Origin of the sequence: Pseudonocardia sp. ICBG1293 (assembly GCF_020131355.1) — a bacterium.
Classification (GTDB): domain Bacteria; phylum Actinomycetota; class Actinomycetes; order Mycobacteriales; family Pseudonocardiaceae; genus Pseudonocardia.
On the sequence record NZ_JAHLEL010000044.1, the window covers coordinates 231,750 to 257,575 of the forward strand.

The 25,826-nt window shown below is 74.0% G+C and carries 3 protein-coding genes; all 3 read right to left on the reverse strand.

The window, feature by feature from the left end; translation table 11 throughout:
- Positions 1-680 precede the first annotated feature (680 nt).
- The 3 genes from KPF47_RS20910 to KPF47_RS20920 all read right to left on the reverse strand — a co-directional run bounded on the left by KPF47_RS20910 (position 681) and on the right by KPF47_RS20920 (position 25,757).
- Positions 681-11,036 carry a hypothetical protein gene (locus tag KPF47_RS20910; protein ID WP_224390429.1) on the reverse strand — a complete coding sequence of 3,452 codons (10,356 nt, stop codon included), beginning with the start codon at positions 11,034-11,036 and terminating at the stop codon, positions 681-683.
- A 142-nt stretch (positions 11,037-11,178) separates the two neighbouring features.
- On the reverse strand, positions 11,179-12,933 hold the full coding sequence (locus KPF47_RS20915; protein ID WP_224390430.1) for a hypothetical protein: 1,755 nt from the start codon (positions 12,931-12,933) through the stop codon (positions 11,179-11,181).
- Entirely contained in the window at positions 12,933-25,757 is a 12,825-nt protein-coding gene (locus tag KPF47_RS20920; protein ID WP_224390431.1) for a hypothetical protein, read from the reverse strand. The genes KPF47_RS20915 and KPF47_RS20920 overlap by 1 nt, the downstream gene beginning before the upstream one ends.
- Positions 25,758-25,826 lie beyond the last annotated feature (69 nt).

A 25,826-nucleotide genomic window follows, 5' to 3' on the forward strand; every position in this document is an offset into this window, starting at 1 on the left:
CTCGGGGACGAGCAGCCGCACCGGGCTGCCCGCCTGCAGCGGACGGAAGGACGGGTCGAAGTCGGCCGTCAGCTCGAACGACCGGCCGACCGCGGGGATCTCGGCCGGGAGCAGGCCGGACCAGATCCGCTCGCCGACCGACTCCGCCCCGGCGTCCTGCCCGGCCCCGCCCGTACCCCGCTGCCGCTCGCGCAGGCTGTCGACCAGGCTCGTCGACGGGACGTCGAGGATCATCTCCGGCGTGGGCCCGTAGGGCGGGTAGGTGTGCAGGATCGCCGGCCGCACCCGCTCGCCGATCTGCGTCAGCGGTTCCGACGGGATCTCCTCGATCAGGGCGGAGAGGTCGGCGGGGAGCGCGACCCGGTTCTCGCCGGTTCCGAGCGTCACGCTCTCGACCCGCAGCCGGACCTGCGGCATCGACGCGAGGAACCGCAGCGCACCGCGCCAGATCAGGTCGGGCTCGACGTGCCGCGAGACCAGCGGCTCCACGGCGGACAGGTGCAGGTCGCCGGGGCGGTTGTGCAGGTCCCGCAGCAGGGTGCTCACGACCCGGGCGGTGAGGGCGACGGTCGGCTCGACCGCCTCGGCCGGGATACGGGGGCGCGCATCGGGCGACGGCGGGCCGTGCCAGCTGTTGTCCTCCCCGATCGTCACGCCCTCCATCAGCGGAGGGAGCGGCATCAGGACGCCGGGCAGGCTGGGGAGCGAGGTGAGGCTCCGGGGGAAGCGCGGTAGAGCACCGACATCCGCCGGACCGGCTCGTCGCCCTCGAGCTCACTGGGCACGATCTCGATCTGCGTCCGGTCGTACTGCTCGGCGACGACGCGCAGGCGCTCCCGCACGACCGGGTGATGACGGGCGGCGAGGAGGTGGCTGTTGGAGTAGCGCCCGCCGGCGTGCCCGTCCAGGACACCCGATCCGAACGCGGCGTCGGCGTCGGACAGGATGTCGTCGCCGTCGAGATAGAGCCCGCCGAACCGGTGAAGGATCTCCATCCTGGCGATGTCGGACGCCTTCGCCCAGCCGCCCTTGGTCCCGCGCAGCATCTCGGAGCGGAACTCCGCGTCGAGTTCGAGCATCGGGGCGTCGCGGTGGAAGAGCTCGTCGATCGAGGCCAGCCGGACCCGGATCTCTGCCGTCCGGTCCAGCATCTCGGCCAGGGCGGGGTCCGCGGCACCGGGGTCGCGGCGGACGGCCGCGATCTGCTCCCGGGTGAGATCGGTCCAGAGAACGGCCGGGCCGTCGAACGCCGCCCGGGACCGGGTGAGACCCGCCATGAAACCCTGTGACGGCCCCCGGTGCGGGGACGCCGGACTGCCGAACCAGATGAAGTGCAGCAGCCGGGGGGTCTCGCTCTCCCCGCGCGCGCCGAGCTCGGCCCAGGTCTCGGCCTCCTCGAAGCGGTCCCAGTCCTCCCGGATCACCGGGGTGTCGCCGGTCAGGTCCGCCGTCCGCAGGGGCGCCGTGGGCGCCTCGGGGGCAGCGAGATCGACGGCGGCGAAGAAGGAGCCGAGCGACTCGGCCGGGATCGTGTCCTGGTCGAGTCCGCGCAGGAAGCCCGGCGCGGCGGGCGGCGACAGCAGGCCGAACAGGTCCGGTCCGAGCATCGGGCGCACCGCGGGGGCGCCGCCGGGACCGGTCAGCGCCCGGGTGCGCAACGACTCGGCGAGGTCGTCGGCCGGGTCCGGCCGGTGCACGGCCCCGACGACCGGCGGACGACCGGCCCCGCCCTCGTCGAGGACCTGCAGCACGCTGCCCGCGGGCAGTACGGTCCGCGGTCCCGTCGACGAGCCACGCACGACGACCGGGACACCGGCCGGCACCTCGACCGTCACCGTGGTGCCGCGGGCCGGGGAGCCCTCGGTGAGGTCGTGGTCGAGCACGAACGTGTCGTCGCGGCCGAACGACCGCGGCGCCACCGATCCGGTCCAGCGCTCGGCGGCGGTGGTCCGGGAGACGAGCACCTGGCCGGGCTGGAGCTCCGGGCGCGGTGCGGGCCGGGTGGACGGGCCGGGGTCGTTCAGACCGGATGCCGCCTCGGGGGTGCGCCCGAAGCCGGTCGGCTCCGGCACGTGTCCCAGCCGGCCGATCGCCACCACGTCCACCGCGAACGGCGCCGACTGGGTCGGCACCGGACGGTTCGGATACCGGTCCCGCCGGTTGCTCCGGTAGCTCTCGTACAGCGAATCCGCCAGCTCACGACTGCTCGGCAGCCTCTGCCGACGCATCTCCGAGATGACCGCCATCCGCTGGAACTCGTCGAGCACCGCCGGCGGCTCGTCCCACCATCGCCGTCCCGCCGGACCCGTGTTCGCATGGTCGTGCAGCTGCCGCGCGATCTCCTGGGCGAACGCCGTGCGGGTCGACGGCCGTCTCCTGAACCGGTAGGTCTCCTCGATCGTCCGCAGTACCTCACCGGCGTCCGGCGGCGCGACACGACGCCCGTCGTCGAGTGACATCCGCTCCAGCAGCGCCGCGACGGTCGGGCGCAGCACCGCCGCATCCAGCGCCGCCTCACTGATCTCCGGATCCCTGGGAGCGGGCGCCGTGTGTCCCCGCCGGACCGCGTCGGCCCAGAGCCGCACCTCACGTCGTTCACCCGAGTTCCTCGGCTCCGGCAGCGGGCTCGCCCCGGAGCCCGAGCCGCGGCTGGACCGCTCGACCCGGATCGGGATCGGGTTCGCGGCCGCCCGCTCGGTCCGGAGCTCCGCGATCCGGCGTTCCAGTTCGTCAGCGACGATCCCGGCCCGCTCGTCGCCCCGCGCGACCGCACCTGCGCGGCTGCGCAGCCCGCCGTTGCCGCCGCCCTCGACGCGCAGGACCAGCTCCGGCACCTCGCTGTCGGCCAGATCGACGGCCCGGTCCAGCGCATCCCTGGCGAACGTGTCGACGGTCCGGGCCCACCTACCGTCCACCGGGGTGTCGCCGTGCTCGGCGAAGCCGACCCGCGCCGGGTCCGGGAAGGGCTCGTCGGACAGCAGGACGCCCTCGGGCCTGCGTGCCGGCGGTGGGAGCGTCGCCACGAACTCCGGCCCGCGCTCCGCGACCGCGGACTCCGCCATCGCGACCCACGCGTCGTCGTCGATCCGCCGCGAGATGTCCTGCCAGCGCAGTTGCCGGACGTAGGCGCGGGCGATGCCGTCGCCGCCGGAGACGGTGCGGAAGTAGCGGTGCTCCAGCGGCACCAGGGGCAACGCCGGACGGCCGTCGTCGGCGGTGTCGAGCCGGTCGAGCTCGGAGTGCATCCACAGGACCATCGCGTTCGGCGGGACCACGACCTCGCCCGCCGGGACCGGGCTCCAGGTCTGGCTGACGAAGTGTCTCCCGGTGAACGGGCTTCGGCCCCGGCCGAGCCGCTGGTCGAGGAGTGGACCGGCGGTGTCGATCCCCGTGCGCGGGCCGTTCGCGGCGATCGTCTCCTCGAACAGCGTGGTGAGCCCGGCGGAGTTCTCGTCCATGAACCGGCGGACCCGGCCGGGCAGGCCACCGCGGACCGCGGAGATCGGGACCCGGGACAGGACGAGGGTCAGGTTCTTCTCGATGGTCTGTTGCGGCGCCGACTTCCGCAGGCCCGGAAGCAACTGTGTGTAGGCGAGCGCGGTGTGTCCCTCCACCGCGTCCAGGTCGGCCCGCAGGGCAGGGTCCGCGGCGAGCCGGGACCGCGCGTCGGGGCCGGCGACGGCGATGAGAAACCGCTCGCCGACCTCCTGTCCGAACGCCCGGGCATCCCGGTTCGCCCGCATGGCGAACTCGTCGGTGGGCACGCCCTCACGGAGCGCGTCGTCGTAGGCCTCCCGGAGATGCCTGCCCAGACCGAACACCGAGGACCCGACCGTGACGTGCTCACCGATCGCCCGTACCGGGAGCTCGTCACGGCGGATCTGCTCGACGTGCCCCTCCCGGACCGAGAAACCCGCCTCCGTACCGAAGATCGACCGGATGGACGCGCCCGGCCGGGCGTCGCGCAGCCTCCGGAGCAGGCGGTCGATCTCGGACCAGACCTGGTGGGGCGGCGGGCGACTCTGCTCGCCGCGGAGCGCCGCCATCGGACTCGCGACGATCTCCGCGATCCGCTGGCCGTCCTCCAGCAGGTCGGTCTCGAGCCTGACGTGCCGGCCCGCCACGACGGTCTTCCCGGTCAATCGGACGTCGGCGACCTCCAACTCCGGTCCGAGTGCGCCGCCGGTCAACGCCACACCCGGCGTTCTGCCGTCGCGGGCCAGCAACGCCTGTACCAGGTCGCGGACGAGATCAGCGGCCTCGCCGCGGCCGATCGCGTCCCCGGAGACCGGGGCGATCTCCCATCGGGGCCACCGGTCGGGCTCGCTCACGGCGCGGTTGCGCTGGTAGGCCGTGTGCGTCTCGTCGCGTAGTTCCTGCACCAGCCGGTCGAAAGCCGGCCCCTCGGGCAGGTCGGTCCCCGGGAGCGAGGTGAGGATCCCGGTACGCAACTCGGCCCGCACGTCGTCGGACAGGCTCGGGATCCGGCTCCCGGCCGTGGTGTGTTCGACGGTCCGGTAGTCGTTGCTCTCCGGATCGAACTCGTCCTCGGGGACCGGGTACCCGCGTTCGGGTGAGTGCTCGATGGAATCGGGGTCCGATCCGGACCGCGCTGCGGCGCCCGGGGTGTCGCGCACCGACACCGGTGCGTGGTCCACATCCACCGACGCGACGACAGGCCGTCCGAGAATCGGTGCGGACTCCGCCGCCAGCCCGCGCATCCGCAGCTCGGCCTGCGCCTCCGGCAGCCGCTGGACGAGGTCGTCGTCCAGGATCCAGCTCTCCAGCTCCGGCACCCAGGTCAGATGCCCACCCATCACCGATCGCCGCTGCAGGTCGGCGAGCGCCTCCGGGGTCTCAGGGGCCACCCGCACCGGGTCCTTCGCCGTCTCCACAGACCACAGGTGGGCCGGACCGTCGGGCGACGGTGCCGCGGTCTCGTGCGGGCCGCCGAGCTCCGTCCACGACGGTGCCGCAGACACGGTCAGGCTCCCGCTCCGGGGAGCATCCGTGACCGGGACATCCGTACCGGCAAAGTTCGTTCCCGCGAGGTCCGTACCCGTGGAGTCGTCGTGCACCGGTGTCGAGATGCGGAGATCGGCCCGCACGTTGTGGGAGAGGTCCGGAGCCGGGTCATCGGCTGGCGTGCGGTCGGTCCCTGAGGGACCGTCGAGCAGTGGCGGAGTCGCCTGCCGTGTCGCCGGCTCCAGCGGCGACGGCTCCGGGGTCTGTGTCCGCGGGGCCGGGGGTGGTGTCGGAGGGCTGTCGAGGTCGGTGCCCGCATCGCGGCCGGTGTCGCCGGCCGGGGGCTCGGTGTTTTCGGGCGCCTCCTCGATCGGGGCGATCCGGTCACGCTCCCGGTTCGGCGGCACGGGCCGCTCGCCGACGAGGTCGACCACCGCGGCGTCGTTGCCTTCGAGCGTCATCGGCTCGGCGAACTCGCGCGTGATGTCCGCTGCCCCGGTCCGGCTCTCGTAGTGCAGCGTGTGCTGCGCCTCGACGCGGAGCACGGTCATCTGCGACGAGGTCTCGTCGGTGCCGGTCGTCGAGTGCTCGACCCCCGAGGCCCGGGTGCGCACCGAATGGATCGGCGCGGAGTCGACCACCGAGGTGTAGGGGGTGTACTGGGACGACTCGTTCTGGCCGTCACCGTCGGTGTCGAACTCGGCAGGCCGGGTCCGCAGCTCGACCGAGCCGTAGGAGTGCGCGGCGAAGTAACGGCCGTGGTCGCGGCTGCCGGACCGGGTCTCGGCCACCGATCCGGTCCGGAGGCCGGCGACCGGGCCGTGAACCTCGACGGTGGTGAAGTCGGTGCGGATCGTGACCGCGGAGTACCGCCCGCGGTTCAGTTCGATCCGGCGGCCGCCCGGCCCGAGCTGGGTCCGCAGGTTCTCCGCGGTGTTCGACCGGGACAGTTCGAGGAGCAGTGTGCGGCGCTCCGCGGGCGGCATCACGGTCGGGTCGGGCCGGTCGTCGGGCCCGTGGGTGATCGGGTCGAGCCCCCGCGGGATGGATACCGCCGGGTTCGGCCGGACCCGGATCCGGGCGTTCTCGGAGAGCCCGGGACCCGGCCCGGCCTGCCGGGCCTGCCAGGAACCCTCGACCTGCTGGGTCGGTTCGGTGGCGGGCTCCGCGGTCGTGCGCAGCGCCCGCTCGATGGTCTCCCTCGCGGTGAAGTCGGCCCGAGCGGGCTCGCCCCGGCCGAAGAACTCCAGCAGCGGGTGGAGCCGCCGCAGGACCGAGCCACGGCGGGCGACGGCGTGGACGCCGAACTCCAGGTTGAGGTCGCGCACCGTCCGGGCCCGGTCGGCGACCCGGTCGGTGCCGGTGGAGGAGCGCTCGGTGGAGCGTCCGGACACCGATGTGTCCGTGGCCTCGTAATCGACGAAGTAGGCGGCGAACATCCTCGGCCGGGCCCGTGTCGCGTCGCCGAGGAAGGCACCGGCGCCCCCGTCGTGCCGCACCGACCATTTCCGGGACTCGCTCTGCCCGGTCTTCTCGGTGTGGGTGGGCCGGGTGGTCCCGGTGACGTCGGACGGGGCGTCGCCGAAGCGGCGCGCAACGCCGAGCGAGCCCCTGACGTCGACCAGCAGGTCCAGCGACCGTCCCCCGGAAGCCGCGGTCACCAGCAGCGGCCAGCCGTTGCGCAGCAGATCGAGGACCAGCGCATCCATCCGGGCGGGGTCGTTCGTCGGACCGAACTCCCGGTCCTGGACACGCATCGCCAGGACCTTCAGCGGCCCGGAGGCGCCCTGCTCGGCGCCCCACGCGTCCAGGACGCTGCCCAGCCGCTCATGAAACTGCTCGACGACCCCGCTGCGGTGAAGCTCGACGTGGCCCGGCGTGCCCGCCTCACCGTCCGGAATCCGGTCGTCGGGCGGGGTCGTACCGGGTTCCGGCGCTGCCGCCCGGTACGCGGAGCTCTCGCCCGGGTTCAGGAACCCCAGCGAGGCCTCGTCGAGGACACCGACGTCGTGGATCTCGCTCGCCGGGACCCACTTGGTCAGCCCGCCGGGCACCTCGACCCACCGTTCCGGGGCGTGGTTGCGGTTCGGCAGGCCGTGGTCGATCCCGAACGGGTCGACGACCCGTTCCTGCACCTTCCCCTCGAACTTGTCCGTGTAGTCGTAGACCACCTGGAATCCGCGCTCGGTGTGGGTCCGGGTCTGCAGCTCGCGGTCCCTGCCACCCGACGTCGACCGGGACGTCGTGAGCCGCTGGACCTGCAGGTCCCCACCGAAGCCTGCGACCACATGGTCCAGTACCCAGGTGATCCCGAGTGCGCCGACCCGGCCTCGCCAGCCGCCGTGCGTCCCCGCCTCCCGGCCGACGTCGACGCCGGGGTCGACGGTGTGGGTGAAGGTGTGTGCCTCGTCGACGGCGACGATCCGCGGGTTGCCCAGCGTGCGGGTCTGCCGCAGCTGCAGCAGGTCGGCACGCTGGCCGAACCAGCCCTCGCGGCCGCTGGTCGTGAGGTGGATGTCGCGGTGCCGGGCGGCGGCCTCGTCCCCGATCGCGCGCTGGGCGTGGGGGGAGGTCGAGGTCTCGAGGATCTCGAGCGCGGCGTTCTTCGAGTTCGCGCCGTCGCGGCGCGGGTCGTGGCGGAAGAACCGGCGGGCCCGGTGCGGCTCGTCGATCCGGTCCGGCCGGGAACCGACGAACGGCGCGAACAACGGCCGGAGGACCCCGCGGACGACCGCGCCGACGCCCGTCGCCGCCGGACGGTGCAGCAACCGGGCGGCCTCGACGGTGAGGTCCGGCGCCTGCTGCACGGTCTCGTTCTCCGAACGCAGCGGCGGATTCCCGCGCCGCGCGAACGGCTCCGGCGCCGTATCGCTCCAGCGGGCCGTGGCGGCTCCGGTCCCGGGTGCGTCGCCGGCCGGCGGGTCGGCGGCCGGCGCGGGCACGATCACACCCACCCTTCCCGGCAGCGCAGCGCCGTCCGGGCCGGGCGTCGACCAGCTCCCACCGATCCCGACGTGGAAGCTCGCCGGGTAGTCCCAACCCTCCAGCGGGCGGGCCGTCGTCGTGCTGGTGGCGTTCGCCAGGAGCGCGGCGGTACTGCTCTCGGCCGCACCCCACTTGTAGGTGGCGCCGGCGCTGACGTAGTAGAGGCCCTGGGCATAGCCCTGGAAGGTCGGTCCGAGGTTGGTGTCCTTCCGGTACGCCACACCGGACTCGTCGCGCTGACCGGTGCCGGTCGTGCTGCTCCCCGTGCTGTTCGGGATCTCGTGCCGGCGCCCGGAGCTCTCGCCGACGGACGCACCCACGAACACGTCCGGCGCGCCCCGGACGATCTCGTTCATCGGGAACCGGGCGCGCCCGGTCGTGATCTCCTCGGCGTGGGTGTCGAGGAACCTCCGCAACGGGCCCGCAACGAGATCCGGGTCCACCCCGTGCTCGGCGGCGAGGCGCTCGGAGGCATGCGCCACCACCAGGTCCCGGCTGTCCTGGTCCAGCAGATGGACCGCGCCGGCCCGCCGGCGGGCACGGGCGCCTTCGGTGATCTCGGCAGGATCGACACCGCGACGGGTGGAGTCGGTCCCGGTGGACGGTACGGGCTCGGGCTTGACCCACAGCCGGGCCGTCACGACACCGCCGCCCTCCAGCACGGTCGGCGGACCCGACTCGGGCGCGATCGTCGCGAACACCCGGCGCCGCACGTCGTGGCGCTGGATCGGCCCCGAGTGGGTCCGGACGTCGACGACCTCCTGCTCACCCACCGTACGGTTCGTCGTCGTGGTCGTGCGGTAGCGGTTGTAGGCGGGCCCGCCACCCAGCCCGAACACCCCGGGGAAGAACACCCCACCCATGACGGTGAGCCCCAGGCCCCGCCAGCGGCCGCGGAGCCGGTCGTACCGCGTCTCGACGGTACGGATGTCGCGCTGCTCGGCGGTGCCCTCCCGCGGCGGGTAGGACCACCAGGCGACGCCGTCGGTCGGGCCGACCGTGACCGTCACCGGCCGGGACGCGCGCGTCGGTCCGGACGACACCACGGAGAACGTGCGCGACTCCGGCCCGGTCAGCAGGGACTGGTCCATCTCGTGCAGCCAGCTCCGGATCTCGTCCGCCGCGGGGTCGCCGACCCTGATGTCGAGTCGGGTCCGGAGCCGCTCGGCCAGGTCGTCGAGACCCTCGAGCTGGGCGTGCAGCACGTCGTCGGGCCGGGACCACACCGGGCGCTCGGTGCCGGGATCGCGCAGGGTCGCCTCGGCGCCGGTGCGCTGCCCGATCTCCGCGGTGGCCCTCGCCTCGCGCCGGGCGTGTCCCGGGTCGCCGGGCAGATCGAGGTCGAGTGCGAAGCGGACCCGGTTACGGGCGGTGTCGACCTCGACGCCGCTCTCGGCCACCGAGGTGCTGCGTCGGTAGGACCGGACCGATCCGAGATCGCTCCCGCGGCCGGTCAGCAGACCCGCCGCCCGGATCATGAGATGCACGAACAGCAGCGGGATCGAGATCGTCAGAGGCTCGCTGAAGACGAGGCCACGGCCGTGCGAGACGCGGCGGTCCGACAGCGACCGTTCCGCACTGCGCGCCAGGTCGTGCAGGCTCCGGCGCGCCGGCTCGGCGTCCGGCTCCACCGAGACGGTCCGGACCCGGATCCGGGCACCCTGCGCGGCCTTCGCGCCGAACTCGACGACCTGCACCGCCCCCGGGTCGCGCCGCAGCTCGGCGGCCAGGTTCGAGTCCGACAGGGCGGCGTCGACCATCGCGCGGGCGCCGTCCACGGCCCGCTCCGGCAGCGTCACCTCGTCGAGCAGGGCCCGGGCCTGCGCACGGACATCGGCTCCGTCGACCTGCTCGACACGGGCCCGCTCGCTCGAAACGGGTGGCGACGCGCGGAGCTCACGTGCGCGGGCCTCGCGTTGCGCTGCGGCGGCGGGGTCGCGCAGCTCGTCGAGCCGGGCGTCGCTCAGCTCGCCGACGCGGGGATCGCTCGCGCGGGCCTCCACCGCTCGGGGATCGGTCAGCCGGCCGTCGAAGGTGAGCTCGGACAGCTCGATCGCACCGGCGAACTCGGGGGCGGGCGGTGCGGGGGTCACCGGCCGGGACTGCGGAACCCTCAGAGCCTCCCGGGGCAGTGCCTCCGAGGCCCGCGGGACCGCCGGCTCGGCCAGCGGGTTCTCCGCACGGTAACGACCAGAGGCGAACTCCTGGCGCAGCGGCGTGGTCGAGGACGGGTCCAGGTGGCGGGCGAACACCCCCTCCACTGCGGTGTCGTCCAGCATCCGCGCCGGGGAATCCCGGTGAGCGTTGAGCAGCGCGTTCACCGCCGGAGACATACGCGGACCGACGACGATCCCCGTGGTACCCGACTCCCGTCCCTCGGCCAGGCGCGGCAGATAGGGCAGGTCCGCACCGGCGCGCACCGGCAGCGGCACGGCAGCGCGCACCTCGATCCCCTCCGGGGAGACACCGCGGTCGACCACGATCCCGCCCCAGGCGTACTGCGGCACCCACTTCAGCAGCGCGTCCCGGGCGTCGGCGTCGAGTCCACGGACGTCGACACCGAGGTTCTCCTGGACCTCCCTGGCCCCGTCCTCCAGGACCACACCCAGGTCGGCCAACCTCCGGTAGCTCTCCGGCCCGACCAGCTCGGGAACGCCCCAGACGCCTACCCGGGAAGGATCTCCGGTGGCCTCGACCCACGCCTCGACCTGTTCGAAGTCGATCTGCGAGTCGGGGGTGCGCAGGAGCACCCGCGGCGGCGCGTCACCGACGACCCGCCCACCCCGGTCGCCCATCACCGTCCGCGGCTCCGGCGCCACCACCGACACCACCGCCGACGCCGACCGCGGCGGCCGTTCCGCCGGGTCGAGAGTGGCGGCGGCCCGCGTGGTGATCACGACGTCCCGGCCACCGGGCACCTCGGCCAGGATCTCCCGCAACCGGGTGGCGGTGATCTCGGCGCGCACGGCGCCGGTCCGCTCCCGGCGGGCCGCGTCCCACCACGCGCCCCGGCCGTCGCCCACGACCTCGAACCGGCGCCTCGGCCGGTCGGATCCCGCCTCGGCGTCACGCCGGTCCGCGGCCACCAGCGACTCGACCAGCCCGCGCAGAGCCGCGTCGTCCTCCGGCGCGATCGTCCGGCCGCGGCGGCCGAACCCGACCCGGTGGGTCCCGGCGCCGTCACCGGACCCACCCGTCCGGCCGGACGAGTCGGACCCGTCCGACGAGTCATCCCCGCTGCCGTCTCCGTCCGATACCTCGGAGCCGGGTTCGTCGGTGACCGGCCGGGAGTCCTCCCGGACCAGCGCCCGAGGGTCGCTCCCCTCCGTGTCCGGACTCGACCGACCGGCCGACCGACTCCGGCCGCGGCGCCGGTTCGGGTGTCTCCCCACCCAGCTCCCGTAGAAGGCGATCCGCGACCTCGGCGTCCTCGACGAGCGAGTCGCGGGCGGTGAGGCCGGCGGGCCCGGTCCGGCTCGGGAGGAGGTCCTGTGGAACTGACACCTCGGGCTCCGGGATCGTCGGGTCCTCGACGATCTCGGTCCGGTCGTCCATGGAGGTCGTGTGCGACGCCCGGGTGCGTGCCTCGAACGCCTCGGCCGCGACGTCCGCGTCCGTGCCGACGGCGAGGTCGGCCGGCGGGTCCGTCCGCCGGAGGTTCTGCTCCGGGATCACATCGCCGACCTCCGGGGACCACACCACGATCTCCGGCACCGGCGGTGGTGTCACCACTCCGTCCGGCTCCTGCGGAGGCGTCACCACGATCTCCGGCACATCCGGCGACGACGGGCGCGTCCCGTCGGCGGTCTCGGGGGTACCGGCCCGGGGGGCGCTCGTCTCCGTCGTGGCCGGACCACCACCGGTGTGCGTGTCGAGTGGTCCGGGCGCTCCGCCGCGCAGGCCGGGTCGGCCCGGTGTCCTGCCGTTGTCCTGCAGCAGCTGGTGGACCAGGAACCCGGCGTGTCGGTCCGCCTCCAGCCGCCCGATCTCCTCCGTCGGCAGCTCCGGCAGCGCCGCCGCCTGTTCCGGATCCGCCAGCAGCCTCGCCCGCAGCTCCGCGACACCCCGGTCGAACGCCGCACCGCGCGGCATCTCCAGGCCCGGCACCAACCGCGTCATCGCCTGCCGCAGCTCGTCCTGCACCCGGGAGCTGAGCTCCGGTACCCACAATGTCGGCAGGTCGTCCGAGCGCGCCGGTTCGATCCGATCGGCGGCATCCCCGGGGACCGGGGGCGGGGCCTGGGTGCGCGGGGCCGGGGGTGGTGTCGGCGGGCTGTAGAGGTCGGTGCCGGTGCCGCTACCGCTGCGGTCGCTGCCGGTGTCCCCGGGCGGGGTCCCGGGCTCCTCGGGCTCCTCCTCGATCGCCGGCAACCGGGTACGGCCCGGGTCCGGCCGGACGGGCCGCCGGTCGGCGAGGAGGTCGGCCAGCGCGGTGTCGTCGCCCTCGAGGGTCATGGGCTCGGCGAACTCGCGGACGGTGTCGTCCGTGGTCCCGCTCCGGTGCTCGTACTGCAGCGTGTGCCGCGCCTCGACGCGGAGCAGGGTCATCTGCGACGAGGTCTCGTCGGTGCGGGTCGTCGAGTGCTCGACCCCTGATGCCCGGGTACGCACCGAGTGGACCGGCGCCGCGTCCACCACCGAGGTGTAGGGGGTGTACTGGGAGCCCTCGTTCACGCCGTCGCCGTCGGTGTCGAACTCCGCAGGCCGGGTGCGGGCCTCGAGCGAGGCGTAGCTGTGAGCGGCGAAGTAGCGGCTGTGGTCGCGGCCGCCGGACCGGGTCTCGGCCACCGAACCGGTCCGGGTGCGCTCGATCGGGCCGTGGACCTCGACGGCGGCGAAGTCGGTGCGGATCGTCACCGCGGAGTAGCGGCCACGGTCCAGCTCGACCCGGCGGCCCTCGGGCCCCAGCTGGGTCCGCAGGTTCTCCGCGGTGTTCGAGCGCGACAGCTCCAGAAGCAGCGTGCGTCGGTCGACCGGCGGCATCACGTCCGGATCGGGCTGGCCGTTGGGCCCGTGGGTGATCGGGTCGAGCTCCCGCGGGACTCGCAGACCCGGGCTCTGCCGGACCCGGATCCGGGCGTCCTCGGAAAGACCAGGAGCCAGCCCGGCGGCCCGCCGGGCCTCCCGCCAGGAACCCTCGACCCGCTCGGTCCGTCCGGTGGCGGGCTCCGGGATCGCCCGCAGCGCCCGACGAGGGTGCCGGTCGCCGTGAAGTCGGCTCGGGCATGCCTGCCCCTCCCGAGGCGCTCCAGCAACGGATCGAGCCGCCGCAGCACCGATCCACGGCGCGCGACGGCGTGGACGTCGAAGGTCAGGTCCAGGTCACGCACCGACCGGGTCCGGTCGGTGATCGTGTCGGTCCCGGACGAGGAGCGCGTCGTGGACCGTTCGGTCGACGACGTGTCTATGGACTCGTAGTCGACGAAGTAGGCGGCGAACATCCTCGGCCGGGCCGCGCTCCCGTCACCGGCGAAGGCACCGGGACCGGCATCGTGACGCACCGACCACTTCCGCTCCTCGATCTGCCCGGAGCTCTCGGTGCTGCTGGGCTCCACGGTCGACTCGACCTTGGACGGGGCGTCGCCGAGCCGGCGAGTCGCTCCCAGCGAACCCCGCACATCGACCAGCAGGTCCAGCGACCGGCCCCCGGCGGTCGCGGTCACCAGCAGCGGCCAGCCGTTGCGCAACAGGTCGGGGAGCAGAGCCTCCATCCGCGCGGGGTCGTTCGTCGGACCGAGGTCCCGGTCCTGAACCTGCGTGCGCAGGACCTTCAGCGGCCCGGACGCCCCCTGCTCCTCCCCCCATCGCTCCAGAACCCTGTTCAGCTCGGCGTGGAAGTCCGCGACGACGCCGCTGCGGTGCAGCTCGACATGGCCGGGGGCCCCCACCTCTTCGGCCGGGATCACGTCGTCGGGCCGGTGCTCCCCCTCCTGCTCCGGGAGCGAGGCGCGGTACGCGGCAGTCTCCGACGGCGCCAGGAACTCCAGCGAGGCGTCGTCGAGCACGCCGACGTCATGGATCTCACTGGCGGGGACCCACCGCTCCAGGCCGCCCGGCACCTCCACCCACCGGGTCGAGGTGTGCTCGCGCTTGCGCAGGCCGTGATCGATGCCGAACGGGTCGACGACCCGCTCCCGTACGCGCCCCTCGAACTCGTCCACGTAGTCGTAGACGACGTGGAAGCCACGCTCGGTATGGGTGCGCTTCTGCGGCTCACGAGTCACCTCACCCGATGTCGACCGGGTCGCCCGCAGGCGCTGGATCTGCAGGTCCCCGCCGAAACCGGCGGCCAGGTAGTCCAGGACCCACGCCAGACCCAGCGCGCCGACCCGGCCGCGCCAACCGTCGTGGGTCCCCACCTTCCGGCCGACGTCGACGCCGGGGTCGACGGTGTGGGTGAACCTGTGCTCCGGGTCGACGGCGACGATCCGCGGGTTGCCCAGCGTGCGGCTCTGACGCAGCCGCAACACATCGGCGCGTTGCCCGAACAGTCCTTCACGGCCACTGGTCGTCGAGTGGACGTCACGGTGCCGGGCCACGGCCTCGTCGACGATGGACTGCTGGACGTGCGGTGTGGTCGAGGACTCCAGGATCTCCAGCGCGGCGTTCTTCGCGTTCACCCCGTCGCGCTGCGGGTCGTGGCGGAAGAACCGGCGGGCCCGGTGCGGCTCGTCGACCAGGTCCGGCCGCGTGCCGACGAAGGGCACCGCCAGCGTCCGGAGGATCCCCCGGACGACCGCGCCGGTCCCCTCGGCCGACGGGCGCTGCAGCAACCGGGCGGCCTCGACGGTCAGGTCCGGCGCCTGCTGCACGGTCTCGTTCTCCGAACGCAGCGGGAGATTCCCGCGCCGCGCGAACGGCTCCGGCGCCGTATCGCTCCAGCGGGCCGTGGCGGCTCCGGTCCCCGGTGCGTCGCCGGCCCGTGGGTCGGCGGCCGGCGCGGGCACGATCACACCCACCCGCCCCGGCAGTGGAGCACCCGCGGGGCCGGGCGCCGACCAGCTCCCCCCGATCTCCACCGTGAAGCTCGCCGGATAGTCCCAGCCGTGCAGCGTGCGGCCCGCGGTCTCGGTCGTGGCAGTGGCGAGCATGGCGGCGGTCCCGGCCTCCGCACCACCCCACTTGTAGGCGCCGCCCGCGCTGACGTAGTAGAGGCCCTGCGCGTACCCCTGGAAGGTCAGACCGGCGTTGGCGTCCTTCCGGCGGGTGATCTGGGACTCGTCGCGCTGACCGGTACCGGTCGTGGTGGCCCCGGTGCCGTCCGGGACGTCGTGCCGGCGGCCGGAGAGCTCCCCGACGGATGCGCCGATGAACACGTCCGGCGCGCCGCGGACGATCTCGTTCAGCGGGAAGCGTGCCCGGCCGGCCGTGACCGTCTCGACATGGGAGTCGAGGAACTGCCGGAGGGACGTCACGACCGTGTCGATCTTGCCGGCCTTGTCGGTCCCGTCGATCGCATCGACCCTGCCGGGCTCCAGCACACCCTCGTCGAGCAGGCGCCGGACCACGTGCTCGACGACCAGATCACGGCTGTCCTCGTCCATCACGTGGAGGGCACCGGACCGCGTGCGGGCACGGGCGCCCTCGGTCACCTCGTCGGGATCGACACCACGCCCGACGATGTCTCCGTCACCGGTCGAGAGGGCCGGCTCGGGACGGGCCCACAACCGGGCCGTGACCGGGACGGTGATCTGATCCGCGGGGGGCGACGGTCGGCCGTCGCGGTCCGGGCCGGTCGGTCCACTCGGGTCGGATGCGATCTGCGCGAACAGCTGACGGCGCACGTCGTGGCGCTGCAGCTCCCCGGTGTACTCACGTCTGCCGACGACCTGGCCCTCCTGGGCCGCACGGTCGGTCGTGGTGGTGGTGTTGTAGCGGTTGTACACCGGGCCGCCGCCGACGCCGAACGTCAGCGGGAAGAACACCCCGCCCATGACGGTGAGGCCCCACCCACGCCACCGGCCCCGGGACCGGTCGTACCGCGTCTCGACGGTGCGGGTGTCACGCTGCTCGACGACGGCCTTCCGTGGCGGATGCGACCACCACGCCACCCCCGTGGTCGGCCCGACCGTCACCGTCACGGGCCGCGACACCAGCATCGGCCCGGACGCCACCGAGAACGTGCGCGACTGCGGTCCGGTCAGCAGACCCTGGTCCATCTCCCGCAACCAGGTCCTGATCTCGCCCGCCGCGGGATCACCGACCCTGATGTCCAGTCTCTCCCGCAGCTGTTCACCGAGCGCATCGAGCCCCTCGAACTCGGTGTGCAGGATGTCATCGGGCCGGAACCACACCGGGCGCTCGCTCTGCGGGTCACGCAGGGTCGCGTCCTCGGCGGTGCGCCGCCCGATGTCGACGGTGGCCGTCGCCTCACGCCCAGGACGGGTCCGGCCACCGGGGAGGTCGAGCTCGAGCTCGTAGCGGACCGTGTGCCGGGTCGTGTCGACCTCGACTTCCTTCTCCGTGACCGACGTGTGACGGCCGTGGGTGCTGACCGAGCCCAGGTCGACCCCGCGGCTGGGCCACAGACCGGCCAGCCGGATCAGGAGGTGCACGACCAGCAGCGGGAGCGAGATCGTCAACGGCTCGCTGAACACCACACCGCGCCCGTGCGAGACCCGACGGTCCGACAGCGAACGCTCAGCACTGTGCAGGACGTCACGCAGCCCTCGCCGCGGTGGCTCGGCGTCCGGTTCCACCGCCACGGTGCGCACCCGGATCCGGGCGCCCTGCACACCCGACCCACCCCCCGCGAACGGCATGCTCTGCTCGGCCTTCGCGCCGAGCTCGACGACCTGCACCGCCCCCTGGTCACGGCGCAGGTCGGCGGTCAGCCGCTCGTCCGACAGCGCCGCATCCACCATCGCGCGGGCGCCTTCCAGAGCTCGCCTGCGCAGCCCGACCCCGTCCAGCAACCCGTGGGCCTGTGCACGGACCTCGGCGCCGTCGACCGGCCCGACGTGCGTCCGCTCGATGGCGAACGGCGTCTCACGAAGGTGACGGTCGCGGGCTGTGGCGCGGGGGTCGGCCAGCCGGCCGTCGACGGTGAGGGCGGACATCTCGATCGCATCCGCGAGCTCGGGAGCGAGCGCCGCGGGGGTCGCCGACCGGACCGGCGGGAGACCGAGCGCCTCCCGGGCCAGATCCTCCGACGTCCGCCGGACCTCCAGCTCCACCGGCTCCGCCTGCTCCACCAGCGGGTTCTCCGCACGGTAACGACCCGAGGCGAACTCCTGCCGCAGCGGCGTCGTCGACGACGGATCGAGGTGGCGAGCGAACACCCCCTCCACAGCGATGTCGTCCAGCATCCGCGCCGGAGAGTCCCGATGAGCGTTGAGCAGCGCATTCACCGCCGGGGACATGCGCGGACCGATCACGACCCCCGTCGTCCCGGTGTGCCGACCCTCCGCGAGCCGCGGAAGGTAGGGCAGGTCCGCACCGGCACGCACCGGCAACGGCACCGCACCACGGACGTCGACCCCCTCCGGGGAGACCCCACGGTCCACGACGATCCCACCCCGGGTGTACTGCGGCACCCACTTCAGCAACGCGTCCCGCGCGTCCCGGTCGAGCCCACGGACGTCGACACCGAGATTCTCCTGGACCTCCCTGGCCCCGTCCTCCAGAACCACACCCAGATCGGTCAACCTCCGGAAGCTCTCCGGCCCGATCTGCTCGGGCACGCCCCACAGCCGCACCCGGGACGGATCACCCGCCGCCTCGACCCACGCCTCGACCTGCTCGAAGTCGACCTCCGAGTCGGGAGCGCGGAGGAACACCTGCGGCGGCGTGTCACCGACCACCCGACCACCCCGGTCGCCCATCACCGTCCGCGGCTCCGGCGCCACCACCGACACCACCGCCGACGCCGACCGCGGCGGCTGGTCCGCCGGGTCCAGAGACGCAGCGGCCCGCGTGACGACCACGACGTCCCGCCCACCGGGCACCTCGGCCAGGATCTCCCGCAACCGGGTGGCGGTCTCCTCCGCACGCAGGTCACCGACCTGCTCCCGGCGGCCGGCGTCCCACCACCGGCCCCGGCCGTCACCCACGACCTCCAACCGGCGCCTCGGCCGATCGGACCCTGCCTCGGCGTCGCGCCGATCGGCGGCCACCAGCGACTCGGCCAGCGTACGCAGAGCAGCAACATCCTCCGGCGAGATCGTGCGGCCACGCCGACCGAACCCGACCCGATGGGAACCGGGGCCGTCACCGGACCCACCCGACCGGCCGCCCGACGAACCGGACCCGTCCGACGAGTCATCCCCGCTGCCGTCGCCGTCCGAGATCTCGGAGCGGGATTCGTCGGTGCCCGGCCGGGAGTCCTCCCGGACGACGAGACCCTCCCGGTCACTCACCTCGGCGTCGTCCTCCGACGAGAGCTCGACCGACCGGCGGACCGGCTCCGGCCGGAGTGCGGGCTCGTCACCGAGCGCCTGGCGGAGGCGCTCGGCGCGGGCGGCGTCCTCCGCGATCTCGTCGAGGGTGGAGCGGTCCGCGGGCTCGGGCCGCGGCGCCGGCTCGACCTGCTCGATCGGTCCGGTCCGCGCCTCCGCCAGTGCATCCCGGGTCCGCTCGGCGACGTCGGCCAGCTCGGCCAGCTCGATGTCCTCGGGCCTCGTGCCCGTCGTGCCGTCCCCGGGCACGCTCGCGCCACCGGCCAGGCCCGGCCACCGGTCGGTCCCGCCGTGCTCCCGGGCCAGCTGGTGGAGGACGAATGCGGCCAACCGGTCCGCCGCGCGCCGGCCGATCTCCTCGGTCGGCAGCTCGGGCACCGGTCGGCGCTGCGCCGGGTCCGCGTCCGCCGCGGCCAGCAGCTCGGTGACGCGCCGGTCGAAGGACTCCGGGTCGGTGGGCATCACCGCGCCACGGTGGGCGCGGGCGATCGCCGACCGCAGCTCGTTCCGCACCTGGTCGCTCAGCGCCGGGTTCTCCGCGACGGGCTCCGGGGCCCGCGACGACACCGGGGTGATCGCGTCCGGGTCGTTCCCGGCCCGTGTGGTCCGGGGCGCCGGGGGCGTGGTGTGGCGGGGCGCGGCCGTGTCCGGAGCGCTCGATCGCCCACCGGCGGCGCCACGCTCCCGTCGGCCCCCGTCGCCGTCGACCGGGGGCAGCGGCGCTCCGCCGTCGCTGTCGGAGTCGCTGGTGTCGTCGACGGTGTGCCACGGGCCGACCACCAGGCCGGTGCCGTCCCACCCGTTCGCCTCGGTCCGGGCGACGTGCTCGGCGAGTTCGGCCACGGTGTCCGGCCAGGGGTTGCCGCGGTCGAGCCACTGCCGGTACATCCCGAATGCCTCGAGTGCGTCGGCGCGGGTCGCGGGTTCACCCGTGTACCGGGTCAGCTCCCGCTGCACGTGAGCCAGCACGTCCGTATCGCCGAAGCGCGCGCGGACCCCGTCGGCCAGGTCGCCGGGCGGTGTCACGGCGGGCTCCGGAGTTCCGGCCACGGACTGGTGCACGCCACCGGGGCGCGCCGGCGGATACGGGCGGGCGAGATCCGCAGCCGGCCCCGATGAGGCGGGCCGCTCCGGCGGCACCGGCCACGGGACCGTCGACCCGAGGTCCGGTCGCTTCGCCCGGTCCGGGACGGCGTCACCCAGCATCCGCTGCGCCAGGTCGGAGACCAGGGCGACCCGGTCCTCCGGGCGGGCGCCCGACCGGTCGAGGTCTCGGAGTTCTGCGCGCACGTCGGCCGCGTTCGGCCGAGCGTCGACGACCCCACGGTCGGTCAGCGCGGCGGCGACGAACGGGGCCAGCACCGCAGCGTCGAGCTGTGCGTCGTCCATGATGTGGCCGGAGGACACCTGGGGCTCCGCCACCCGGATCCGGACGTGATCCTCGCCTACCGGTGCACCGTCGGCCCTCGAGAGGCGGGAGGATACGACCTCCACCGGAACAGGCTTGGGGAAGCCGTCCCCGCGCTCCGCCCGGAGCACGTCGAGGTGCTCCTCGACCAGATCCCGCACCGCGGCCGCGGTGGCCTGCCCGGCCGGGCCGCGGTCGCCGTCCCACTCGACGTGCACGACCAGCCGATCGGCGCCGTGGAATACCAGCTCGACGGCTTCGTCCAGCGCGCGGCGGGCGAACTCGCGGGCGGTGTCCTGGCCGGGACCGTCGACGGTGACGGTATCGGGGGCCCCGACGGGCACCGTGACGGGAGCGAGCCGCTCGGTGGTCCCCGGGCCGGGCAGTGCCTGCGGGACCTCGCCGAACACCCCGGCGGGGCCATCCTGTGCGGACCGCGACGCCGCGGCGGCGCGCCAGGCCGCGTCGTCGATACCCCGGCTCAGCCGGAGCAGGCGCAGCGAGGTACCGAACACGTACTCGAGGGCGTCCGCGCCGGATGCCGTCGCGAGGAGCCGTAGCTCGATGACGCGCAACGGCAGGTCGGCGCGCCCACCGAACGCGTCGAGGCCGTCCAGCTCGGTCTTGAGCGGACCCGCGACGTCCGACTGCAGGATGGGGTCCTCGTCCGGCCGCAGTGGCTGCCACGCCTGCCTCAGGTAGTCCCGCAGCGTGTTCGCGATCGCCTCACCGGCCTGCCCAGGGCCCATCGAGACCTCCGGCGGGGCCTCCAGCCGGGCGCCGAGCGGGACGCTCAGCGGATCCGGCGAATCCGGGTTGTGGCCGCGGTGCTTCTGGTCGAACAGGCTGGTCAGCTCCGCCGCGTCGGAGTCCAGGTACTGCTGAACCCGCTCCGGAAGCGCAGCCCGGTCCGCCGCGGCCGGGGTACGGGAGAGGAACAACAGATCGTTCTTGATCAGCCCGTCGTTCCAGCCACCGGCGGCGACCGCCGCGTGGTGGTAGATCGTCGCCGCGTGGGCCCGGACCGCGGTCTCATCGGCCCGGCGTGCGGCGGCGGAGTCCCACTTCCCGGGGGGAGCGGCGTCCACGTAGGCACGGAACCGGTCGGCGACCGTCTTCCCGAAGTCCAGCCCGTCGTGGAAGACCCGGAAGTTCTTCGCGGCCTCGTTCCCCTCGAGCGGGATCGCCGTCGCGATCACGTCGTGCAGGCGGCTCAGACCGAAGACCGACACGCCGAGAGTCACCTGCGGGTTGATCCGCGGCGGTCCGGAACGGGGCCGCTCGAACCGGGTCTGGGGCTGCTGGACCCGGAATCCGTCGCGCTCGGGGAACACCGTGGTGATCCGCTGGCCGTCGGAGAGACCGCTCAGCCGGCGCCAGAACTCGCCGATCTCGCGCCACACGGTCGACAGGCTGGGAGGGCCCTGTTCCCCGCGCAGCCACGCCGACGGCTCACCGACGACTTCGACGATCGGCGTACCGTCCTTGAGGGCGTCGGTGACCATCCGGACGTTGGTGCCCTGGACACGGGCCCGGTTCTCGTCCAGCCGGATGTCGGCGACCTCCAGCTCCGGGCCACCCGCACCGCCGCGCAGGCCCGGCCACTGCCGCGACCCATCACCGTCCTTCACCAGCTGGTGGACCAGGAACTCCGCCTGCGTGCGTGCTTCCAACGTCCCGATCCGGTCCGTCGGCAGCTCCGGCAACATCCGTACCTGCTCCGGATCCGCCACCAGCGCCGCCCGCAGCTCCGCGACCCCATGGTCGAACTCCGCGCCATCGGGCAGCCACAGTCCCGGCACCAACCGCGCCATCGCCCGCCGCAGTTCGCCCCGCACCTCGGGGCTCAGCTCCGGCACCCACAGTGACGGCCGGGCGCCCGGCACGTCCGATTCGATCCCCCACGGATCCGCATCACGGTCGGTCACCGATCTGCGGTCCGACCGCGGATCGGAGTCGTGATCGGTTTCCCCGTCGGTGCGCGCCCCGTCCGGCGCCGGGGTCGCCCGGGGCTCCTCGGCCGCCTCCGGTCCCCCGCCCCGGTGCACAGGCGCCGGCGGAGCCTCGCCCGGCCGGGCTGCCGGGGTCTCCACGCCGCGGACGGGCTGGCCCGTCGACACCGCCGGGCGAGACGTCGGCGCGGTCGACGTCGCAGCCGGGGTGGACCCCCCACGGGACCCGTCGGCCGGGGTGTTCGGGGCCGCGCTGTTCGGGGTCGGCAGCGAGGACGGGGCCAGGGCTGTCGCGGGCGGAGCGACCGCCCCGGCCGGGGAGTCCGCGGCGGCGGAATCCCGTCCGTGGGCATCCCGTCCGTCGGTACGGCTCTCCTCCGCCGGCCGCCGGGTCGCGGTGCGGTCGTCGGTCGGGGTTCCCTCGGCCGGACGGTGCTCGGCGGTTCCCTCGCCGGACCGCGCCGCGCCGGTACGTGTGTCCTCGGCGCGGGCCTGCTCACCCCGACCCTCGTCGCTCCGGGTGGTCCGCCCCGTCTCGGCGGGCGTCGCGCCGTCCCGTGCCCCGTCCGTGGGCGCCGCGCCGTCCTGCCTGTCGGCCGCGGGCGCATCGTCGGCGGAAGGCTGTGCCGCGGATCGGATGTCCTCCCGGGCCACCGCACCGTCGAGGTCGTCCTGACGCGCGGCTCCGCGGGTGTCCTCCCGGCCGGGGGGATCGTTCGTCCCGGGCCGCCCGGTGGCGTCGTCGACCCCGTCCCGGCCCGAGGTCGGCGCGCCCCCTGCCGGATCGGACGAGCCCGACCGGTCGGCGGCCGGTGTGGACACGGCGTCGGGGGTCGGCGCCGAGGTGTCGAGGACCGGGTCCGGGGCCGCCACCCGGTCCGTCGACCCGGCGGTCTCGCGACCCGCCTCCGGACGGGAGTCCGGGACGGGGGTGCCGTCACCGGGCGTCGTCTCGGGGCCGGCCCCGCCGGTCGCCTCGACGGCGCGCTCCGGGCTGGTACCGGCCGGCGACGAGCCGGTCCCCGGACCACCACTCGACGGAACGGACCCCGGACCGGTCGACGAGACGGAGCCGGGACCGGTCGAGGTCGCGGGCCCACGCGAGCCGGTCGAGCTCCCGCCGGTACCGGAACGATCGCCCGTCCCCCCGGCCGGCGAGCTTCCGGGAGCGGACTGCTGACCGCTCTGCGACGCGACCGGCGCGCCGGTACCGGGAGTGCTCCCCGCAGCCGGCGCCGTCGTGACGGGCGGTCCCGATGTCGCAGGGGTGCCGGGCGCGACCGGCGCCGGCGCGCTGTCGGTGCCGCCGTCCGCCCCGGGACCGCTCCGTCCACCCTGCTCGGTCGACGCGAGGTCGTTCGTACCGCTCGACGGAGCCCGGTCCGTCGGGGCCGCGTTGTCGCCACCCGCCTCGATCGGCGAGCCGGGCAGTGTGACGGGGCCTTCGGCGGTGGCCGCCCCGTCACCCGCACCGCCGCGCGACTCCGTCACCGATGTGGGAGGCGGTGCGGCCGCGTCGTCGCCGGTGATCGCCCGATCGGTCGTGCCACCTGCCTGGGGTGTCACGCCGGCCGGCGACGTCCCTCCGGCCGGGACGCCGACCTGCTGATCGCCGGTCGTGGCCGGTCCACCCGCGCGGTCCGTGGAGGCGAGATCGGTGACCGTGCGCTCCGGGCCCGTGGCGGACTCCCGCGGCTCGTCCACCGGCGCACGGCTCGATTCGGGCGGCGCGCCGTCACCGCCGACGGCCTCCGACCGACCCGACGAGCCGCCGGTCCGGTCGCTCGTGGTGGCGTCGACCGGCGCATCGGCACGTGCAGAGAGCCCGGCACGGTCGTCCGCCTCGGGCTGTCCACGACCACCGGTCTCGGTGGGGGCCCCGTCGCCGCGCTGGGAGCCGTCCACCGTGCGGTCCAGGTTGCCGCCGTCAGCTCGCACGTCGCCCTCGGAACGGGAGCCGCTCTCGTCGCGGTGCCCCCCATCGGACCGGGAAACGCCTTCGCCGCGCGAGCCGTTCTCCGTGCGCGACGACGGCTCGTTCCCCGAACCATCCTCGCTCCGCGACGCCTCGCTCTCGTCCCGGGGACTGCCCTCGGAGCGCGGCGCACCGTCCTCGCGCCGACCGCTCTCGTCGCGCGAACCGTCGTCGGAGCGCGACGATCCCTCGTTCCGCGAGTCGCTATCGGAACGCGAGCCGCCTTCCTCACGGAATGCACCGTCGTCGCGTCTCCCGAGCCCGTCGTCGCTACGGCCCCCGTCCGAGCTGTCGGAGTCCGAGTCGGAGAAGGACGAGTCGTCGGTCCAGCTGTCCCGGCTCTCCAGACTGGTCACCGAGCCGAGGTCGGAGAGGGCACTGCGATCGTCGCCGCCGGAGTCCTTCAGCTCCTCGGCAACCGCTTCGCCGAGACCGCCGAGCCCGATCGTCGCCAGCACTCCGGCGTCGCCGAAGTCGATCTTTCCGAGCGCGTTGTTGTTCAGGTTGATGTCCCGCAGCGCGTCGATGTTCTGCAGTGAGTCCGCGGTGTTACCCCGGCTGCGCGGCCGCTCGATCATCAGGATGCCGTCGTGGGCGTTCGCGTCCCCGCCGGTGGCCACGCTCGACGCCAGCGCGGCCCCGGGGATCACCGCCATCTGCACCCCGCCGAACAGCGCGATCGCACCCAGGCGGGTCCCCACGCCGGTGGCTCGCGGAGCCTGGTACCCCTTGAGCTTGTGCCGCTCCGCCGACGCGTCCAGCGACCGGTACAACGGCTTCGGGTCGATCCCCATGCGGGTCAGCGTGGGGTCGGCGCCCCGGCGTACGAACAGCTCCGCGACCTTGTGCGGCCACGACATCCCACCGCCGGTCACCTTCTGGAACACCGATGCGCCCGTGTTGTGCGGGATCCGGTCGTCGTCCCACAGGAGGGCGCGGGTCTTCGGTCCCACCGACTCGACCGGGATACCGCTGAGCCGGGGTACGTCGGCGTCACCCCGCGTCCCACCACCGTTGCCGGACTCGCCCGAGCCACCCTTCTCCCCGGGACCCGGCTCCTGCCGGTGTTCCGCGACCCGGGTGACCTCGGGCGTATCCGTACCACCGGTGTCCGCGGAGTCCGACGTCGCGCGCTTGCCCGGGATCTCGTCGGCATCCGGCCCGCGCGACCCGACCTCGTCCGGCCCACGCCCCGGCCCGTCACCCTTGAACGAGACCCCGTCCGGCCCCCTCAGTGACACGGGGTCGGGCCCCTTCACCGAGACTCCGTCGAGCTTGATGTTCAGATCGTCGAGATTGCCCTTCAGGATGGCCGCGATCCTGTCGTTCGCGAGGTCACCGACCCCGCGCATGATGTTGACCGCGCCGCCGAGGACCGCCCCGTTGACCGCGCCACCGATCGCCGCGTTCTTGATCGACTCAGTGTCGATCTCGGTACGGCCGTGGACCTCGCCATCGCCCTGGTTCGCCTTGTGGTCCGCCAGCTGGCCCAGCTGGATACCGCCGTCCAGCGCGACCTCGAACGCCGTCTCCCCCGCCACGTAGCCGCCGGTGCGGGTCAGGAACTTCAGCGCCATCTTCGGAGCGTTGGTCAACAGCTTGTTGATCAGCTCTTTGAGCGCCGCCCACAGCGCGACCCGCACACCGCTGATGACGATCGGCGCGAACAACGCACCGATCAACGTGCTCAGCAGGAACACCACGGTCGCGAAGGCGATCGCGGCCATCGTGATGAACAGGATCTTCTGCTTCTGGATGTCGGCGGCGCTGTTCTGCGCCGTCTTACCCAGTTCCCGCGCCGCGTCCGAGTACGACAACATCGGGCTCTGCAGGTACTCCTTGATGAAGGAGCCCAGCGCCTGGGCGGTGTCGCCCTCCATCGCGCCGTCCACATCGGAGGCGAAGGTGCTCGCGTCCCCGGCGCTGTCGTCCAGGGCCTCGGCGAAGTCGTACCAGGCACCGGCGATCGCCTTCAGCCCCGCCTCGGACCCCTCCGGCCAGCGCAGACCGATCGTGACCTCAAAGAAGGTCTGCAGCTCGGGAGGCAGTCTGACGACCTCGTCCTCGCCCGCCACGACCGACCTCCCTCCGTCTGCTCCGGCCGCCCTGGACCGATTCCCCCGGTATGGGAGTCAAGAGGAAAT